Here is a 6,033-nt window from a genome sequence, read left to right as displayed (position 1 = left end):
GTCCAGGCCGTACTCGTCGTACCCGAGGCCCTGTTGGGGACCCCGCCGTAGATGTTGCTCTGGAGCCGTACGCCGATGCCGTGCCGGCGGGCGAGCTGGGAGACGACGTAGAGGCCGATGCGGCCGTCGGCCAGCAGGCTGGCGACGTTGACCTGGTCGGGGTCGGCCAACAGGGCGTTCATCCGGGTCTGTTCGCCGACGGGCATGCCGAGTCCGCGGTCCTCGACCTCGACGGCGAGCCCGGAGGTGACGAGGCCCGCGCGCAGCAGCACCTGGGTGCCGGGGGCGGAGAACACCGTGGCGTTCTCGATGAGTTCGGCGAGCAGGTGGATGACGTCGGCGACGGCGTGGCCGCGCAGTTCGCCCTCGATCGGGGGCACCAGTTTGACCCGGGAGTACTGCTCGACCTCGGCGATGGCGGAGCGCAGCACCTCGGTCATGCTCACCGGGTTGCTCCACTGGCGCCGGGAGACGGCGCCGCCGAGCACGGCGAGGTTCTCGGCGTGCCGCCGGATGCGGGTGGCCAGGTGGTCCACGTGGAAGAGGCCCTTGAGCAGGTCGGGGTCCTCGATCTCGTGTTCCAGGTCGTCCAGGATGGAGATCTCGCGGTGCACGAGGGACTGGAGCCTGCGCGCGAGGTTGACGAAGACCTCCAGCTTCTGCTCGCTGCCCGCGTGGCTGGAGAGCTGGGCGGCCCGTACGACGGCGGCGGTGGCGCCCTCGTGCGCGCGGGCCAGATCGGCGGCGAGCAGTTCGAAGTCGTCGGCGTCGGTGGGCGCCCGGCGGCGGGACGGGCGCTGCGGCGGTGCCTCCCCCTGGCGCAGGGCGTCCACGAGTTCATGCAGGTCGGCCTCGCCCCGGGCGGCGGTGCGGCGCAGCGCGTCGATGCGCTCGGCGACCCCGCGGGCGGCCCGGTCGGCGGCCACGGCGGCGATCAGGATGCCCGCGACGGCCACGGTGACCGCGCCGCCGAGCACGGCCCACAGGACGGGGCCGGTGCGGGCGCCGGTGGAGCGGATGGTGAACAGCACGGCGGCGGTGGCGCCGAGGGCGACCGCGAGCGGGGGCAGCACGGCGAGCCGCATCAGCTGGGGCCGTATGTGCGTCTCGGGCAGTGCGGGAGCGGGTCGGGCGACCGGCCGCCCGTGCCGCCCGCCCTCCCGGCGGTCGGCACGGGTGCCCGGTGCGCGAAGGTGAGACATCTGCGTCCTCGTACTGGTCCGTCGGGCCTGGGGTCGGACACTCACGGTAGTCGCCTCCGGCTCATGTGCGAGGGGCAGTTGCCAAACTCCCCCGCCCAGCGTCCCGCTCTGGTATGAGGCTCCGTACGAAAGCCCGATAACCGGGCCGCGTGTGCTCCGATCGGGTCGAAAAAGATCGATAAGTTCCGATCAAAAGCGGTCAGAAAGAGCAGGTGGGACGGGAGGGTCGACCCCCCGCCCCAAACCTCGACTCACGCCCGCCCGGCGTCATTCACCCCTCATCCGACCGCGCGCGATCCCACTCCCAGGCATTCGCGAATATCACTCAGCGTGTTCCCCTTGGCCTTCGATGCGCTCGTGTCGCGTGCCCTGGCGCAGGGTGAGCGACATCAGATCGCTGGGGGCGTCCAGCCGCACCCGGTGCCAGCGGCCACGGGGCACGATCACCGCGGAGCCCGCCCGCAGCCGTACCGTCTCCTCGGCACCGCCCGGTTCGGTGGGCCGGAAGTGGAGGCGGACGGCGCCGGTCAGGCAGCACACCGCCTCGTCGGCCTCCGGATGCATCTCCCAGTGGTCGGCGTGCACATCGGCGTCCGTCTCCGCGTGGAACGCCGCGAGATGCCAGGAGCCGGGGGCGGCCGCCATCCGCCGTTCGGAAGCCACGACCTGGCCGTCCCGGCCGATGTGCAGCGCGGCGGCGAACAGGTCGACGGGGGCGAGGGGTGTCGTCGTCATGAGGGGGTTCCTTCCAGTCGGCGCTCTGGTTTTCTATACGTGTACGAAAACTAGTCCCGACGCACCGCCGCTGTCGACCCGTGAGGGATGATGAGGGCATGCCGCAGCCGTCCGCACCGCGCAGAAACCCTGGCCGACCTCCCCGCTTCACCCGCGAGGAGGTCGTCGGGGCGGCCCGCCGGATCGTGGCCGAGGAGGGTGTGGAGCGGCTCACCATGCGGCGGCTGGCCACGGAGGTCGGCAGTACGCCGATGGCGCTCTACCACCATGTCCGCAACAAGGAGGAGTTGCTCGTCCTGCTGCTGGACGACCACGCGGCGCGGACGCTGCGCCGGACCGCGATGCCCGCCGAGCCGCGCGAGCGGATCGTCACCGCCGCCGCGGCGATCCACCGGGCGCTCGCCGACTGTCCCTGGATCGTGGAGGTGCTGACCGCGGACGATCTGCTGTCCGCCTCGGCGCTGTGGTTCGTCGAGCAGATCGTCGACGGGTTCGTCGCCTGCGGTCTGACGCCCGAGCGGGCCGTCCATGGATACCGCGCGATCTGGTACTACACCGCCGGGGAGATCGTGGTCCGTACGGCGGCGGACCGCCGGCGCGCGGACGACGACCGCCCCACCTACCGGGAGCAGGTCTTCACCGACCTCGCCCCGGGCGAACTGCCCCGGCTCGCCGGACTCGCCGACGCCTGGGGCCCGTTGACCGCCGAGGACACCTATCTCGACGGCCTGCGGGCCCTGGTGGAGGGTCTCACCGGGCGCGGCTGAGACCCCGAGAGCGACTGAGACCGGGAGCGGCTGAGACCCCGGGAAATGTGTCTCAGCCGCGCTTCGGCGGCTCCGCGACCAGGGCGCCGACCGAGCGCCAGGTGCGGCGGACCTCGCCGGACACGCCTCGCCACCAGGCCTCGGCCGGGAGCTTCCCGGCGGGCTCGAAGGGCTCGCCCGGGCGCGGCAGGGCGACCGCCTGACCGGCCTCCTCGGCGACCTCCTTGGTCCACTCCCCCGGCTCGGCCCACGGGTGCGGGGCGAGATTGAAGGTGCCCCAGTGGATCGGGAGCAGCACACCGTGCGGGGCGCCGCCCTGGAGGTCCAGATGGGCGCGCAGGCCTTCGTCGGGACGCATATGGATGTCCGGCCAGAACTCGCTGTACGCCCCGATCTGCACCATCGTGGCGTCGAACGGGCCGTGGGCGGCGCCGATGTCCTGGAAGCCGTCGAAGTAGCCGGTGTCCCCGCTGTGGTAGATCCGGTGCTCCTCACCGGCGACGACCCAGGAGGCCCACAGGGTGTGCTGGGTGTTGCGCAGGCCGCGGCCGCAGAAATGGCGGGCCGGGGTGGCGGTGAGGGTGATCCCGCCGACCCGGGCCGACTCGCGCCAGTCCAGTTCGCGCAGCCGGTCCGGGCTGACGCCCCAGTGTTCGAGGTGGGCGCCGACGCCGAGCGGCACCGCGAAGACGGTGTCGGTGCCGGCCAGCGCCTTGATGGTGGGCAGGTCGAGGTGGTCGTAGTGGTCGTGGGAGATCACCACCACGTCGACGTCCCCGAGCGCGGCGAGCGGCAGCGGCACGGGGTGCAGCCGCTTGGGCCCGGCGAAGGGGAACGGGGAGCAGCGCTCGCCCCACACCGGGTCGAACAGCACCCGGTGGCCGTCGATCTCGGCGAGCACACCGGAGTGCCCCATCCAGGTCAGCCGCAGGCCCGTGGCGGGCGGCCGGGCGAGGTCGGCGAAGGTCGTGGGGTGCACCGGCACCGTGCCCCGGGGGGCGCGCAGCGGCCGGGTCTCCTTGTCGAAGAAGACCTTCGCGAAGTCCAGCGTGGAGCCGGAGGGCCGGGTACGCGCGGGGCCGCCGGGGTTCTGGAAGACGCCGTCCTTGAAGTGCGGGGAGCGGCGGATGCGTGCCAGGCGCTCACCGCCCGGGTCCACACCGAAGGCCGCCGGACGCGGCACACGGGGCCCTGAGGTCGAGGAACGCGGACCGGTCACAGTACCTCCCGGTTGAGTGCTGGGCCCTCCATTATGGTCGGCCTGTCCGACAACCCGGGAACGGCCCGGTACTACTGAATGATGATTCAGTACGTTGACGATCGCGGCACCTCCCCCAATACTGACTCGGCATTCAGTAATGCCGACTCCGAGGAAGCGCCGATGACCGCCCCCTTGATCTCCCTCACCTGGACCGACCATGTCACCGGCCGGCGGGGCTTCCTCGTCGTGGACCGGCTGGTGCGGGGCGTGTCCAGCGGCGGGCTGCGGATGCGCCCCGGCTGCACGTTGGAGGAGGTGACGGGACTGGCCCGGGGCATGACCATGAAGGAGGCCCTGCACTACGACCCCGAGAGCCGCTACGTCCCCCTCGGCGGCGCGAAGGGCGGCATCGACTGCGACCCGCGCGACCCGGCGGCGTACGGGCTGCTGGTGCGCTATCTGCGCGCGGTGCGGCCGTACGTCGAGAGCTGCTGGACGACCGGTGAGGATCTGGGTCTCACCCAGGACCTGGTGGACCGGGCGGCGGCCGAGGCGGGCCTGGTCTCCACCGTGCAGGCGGTGTATCCGCTGCTGGACGACGAGACGGCGGCCCGGGCACGGCTCGCGGACGCCTTCGCCGTCGAGGTGGACGGCATCGGCCTGGACGAGCTGGCCGGGGGATGCGGGGTGGCCGAGTCGGTGCTGACCGCGCTGGACCGCGCGGGGGTGCCGTACCGGGGGACGCGGGTCGCCGTACAGGGGCTGGGCACCATGGGCGGGGCGACGGCGCGCTTCCTCGCCCGGGCGGGTCTGAGCGTGGTCGCGGTCGCCGATGTCGAGGGGACGATCGCCAACCCGGACGGCCTCGACGTCGAGGCGCTGCTCGCCGCGCGGGACGGCTACGGCACCGTCGACCGCTCCGCACTGCGCCCCGCCGACCGCCGGCTGCCCGGTGCCGCCTGGTCGGCGGCGGACGCGGAGGTACTGGTGCCCGCGGCCGTGTCGTACGCCATCACCCCCGCGAACCAGGCCCGGATCAGGGCCCGTTGGATCGCGGAGGCCGCCAATATGCCGGTGCTGCCCGAGGCGGAGGCGCTGCTGGCCGCGCGCGGGGTGACCGTGCTGCCGGACGTGGTGGTCAACTCGGCGACGAACGCCTGGTGGTGGTGGACCCTGTTCGGCGACATCGGCGCCACCGCGGACGAGGCGTTCGCCCGTGTCCGCCGCGCGATGCGCGCCCTGCTCACCCTGACCCTCGACCGGGCGGAGCGCGACGGTACGACACCCCGCGCGGCGGCCCACGCCGTGGTGGCCGACCGGCTGCCGGTGCTGGCGGAGCGGTTCGGGTCGTATCGGCGTGACGCACTAGGGTGACCGGGTGGCAAGAGTGCGGTTGAGCGTGGCCGAGCGGCAGGGGGAGCTGCTGCGGGCCGCCGTCGAGCAGATCGAGGCGCGGGGCGTGGCGGCGGTCCGGATCGCCGATGTGGCGGCCGCGCTCGGGGTGAGCAACGCGCTGGTGCTGTATCACTTCTCGACCAAGGAGAAGCTGGTCGCCGCCGCGTTCGCGCACGCCGCCGAGGACGATCTCGCGCGTCTGCGCAAGCTGCTCGGGCGGCGGACGACCGCGCTGCGCCGGCTGCGGGCCGCGGTGCGCTGGTACGCGCCGACCGGTCAGGCCAAGGGCTGGCGGCTGTGGATCGAGGGCTGGGCCGTCGCCCTGCGCGAGCCCGCGCTGCGCGAGGTCACCCGCGATCTGGACCGCCGGTGGAAGGCGGCCCTCGCCGAGGTCATCGCCGAGGGCGTCAGCGACGGCGAGTTCAGCTGCCCCGACCCGCAGGCCGCGGCCCTGCGCCTGACCGCCCTCCTCGACGGCCTCGCCGTCCAGCTGACCTCGTACCCGGGCGCGGTGCCGCGGGCGCGGGCGCAGGAGTGGGTGGACGAGGCGCTGGCCCGGGAACTGGGCGTGGCGCGGGAGCGGTTGACGGGGCGGGCCTGAGAGGGCGGGCCCGGCGGGACGGGTTCGGCCGGGTGCCTGGTCACGCCGGCCGGGTCGGCCCCGGAGCCCGGCCGCTCGCGGTCACTCCGCGCGGACGCCCGGTCGTGGGCGGCGGCGCCGGAGCGGCGGTGC

At 73.6% G+C, this 6,033-nt stretch carries 6 protein-coding genes; 3 read left to right on the top strand and 3 right to left on the bottom strand.

What is annotated here, in order from left to right:
• Together CCN72_RS31445 and CCN72_RS31440 are read right to left on the bottom strand one after the other, a co-directional pair.
• The coding region (locus CCN72_RS31445) for an ATP-binding protein (protein ID WP_143664261.1) at positions 1-1,202 on the bottom strand (1,202 nt) is incomplete at its 3' end.
• 321 nt (positions 1,203-1,523) lie between these two features.
• Positions 1,524-1,937 carry a cupin domain-containing protein gene (locus CCN72_RS31440; protein ID WP_086811522.1) on the bottom strand — a complete coding sequence of 138 codons (414 nt, stop codon included), beginning with the start codon at positions 1,935-1,937 and terminating at the stop codon, positions 1,524-1,526.
• A gap of 98 nt (positions 1,938-2,035) precedes the next feature.
• On the opposite strand from CCN72_RS31440, the gene CCN72_RS31435 reads away from it, so the two are divergent.
• A complete protein-coding gene (locus tag CCN72_RS31435) occupies positions 2,036-2,704 on the top strand; it encodes a TetR/AcrR family transcriptional regulator (protein WP_086811519.1) in 669 nt (222 codons plus the stop codon).
• Positions 2,705-2,756: 52 nt separating this feature from the next.
• On the opposite strand, the gene CCN72_RS31430 is transcribed toward CCN72_RS31435, so the two are convergent.
• Positions 2,757-3,923, bottom strand: coding sequence for an MBL fold metallo-hydrolase (locus CCN72_RS31430; RefSeq protein ID WP_086811517.1), 1,167 nt, complete (start codon positions 3,921-3,923; stop codon positions 2,757-2,759).
• Between the two features lie 162 nt (positions 3,924-4,085).
• Here CCN72_RS31430 and CCN72_RS31425 point away from each other — a divergent pair, with 162 nt between their 5' ends.
• Together CCN72_RS31425 and CCN72_RS31420 are read left to right on the top strand one after the other, a co-directional pair.
• Positions 4,086-5,279 (top strand): glutamate dehydrogenase, encoded by a 1,194-nt coding sequence (locus CCN72_RS31425; protein WP_086811515.1) that lies wholly within the window; start codon positions 4,086-4,088, stop codon positions 5,277-5,279.
• A gap of 4 nt (positions 5,280-5,283) precedes the next feature.
• On the top strand, positions 5,284-5,901 hold the full coding sequence (locus CCN72_RS31420; protein ID WP_208638149.1) for a TetR/AcrR family transcriptional regulator: 618 nt from the start codon (positions 5,284-5,286) through the stop codon (positions 5,899-5,901).
• Positions 5,902-6,033: the final 132 nt, after the last annotated feature.

This window comes from Streptomyces murinus (assembly GCF_002154555.1).
GTDB lineage: Bacteria > Actinomycetota > Actinomycetes > Streptomycetales > Streptomycetaceae > Streptomyces > Streptomyces murinus.
Note: the sequence above shows the minus strand (reverse complement) of the source record. Positions and strands in the feature narration are given on the sequence as shown.

Excerpts from the sequence above, each read along its gene's own strand:
- CCN72_RS31435 (WP_086811519.1), top strand. The coding sequence starts at position 2,036 with ATGCCGCAGCCGTCCGCACCGCGCAGAAACCCTGGCCGACCTCCCCGC.
- CCN72_RS31425 (WP_086811515.1), top strand. The coding sequence starts at position 4,086 with ATGACCGCCCCCTTGATCTCCCTCACCTGGACCGACCATGTCACCGGC.
- CCN72_RS31440 (WP_086811522.1), bottom strand. The coding sequence starts at position 1,937 with ATGACGACGACACCCCTCGCCCCCGTCGACCTGTTCGCCGCCGCGCTG.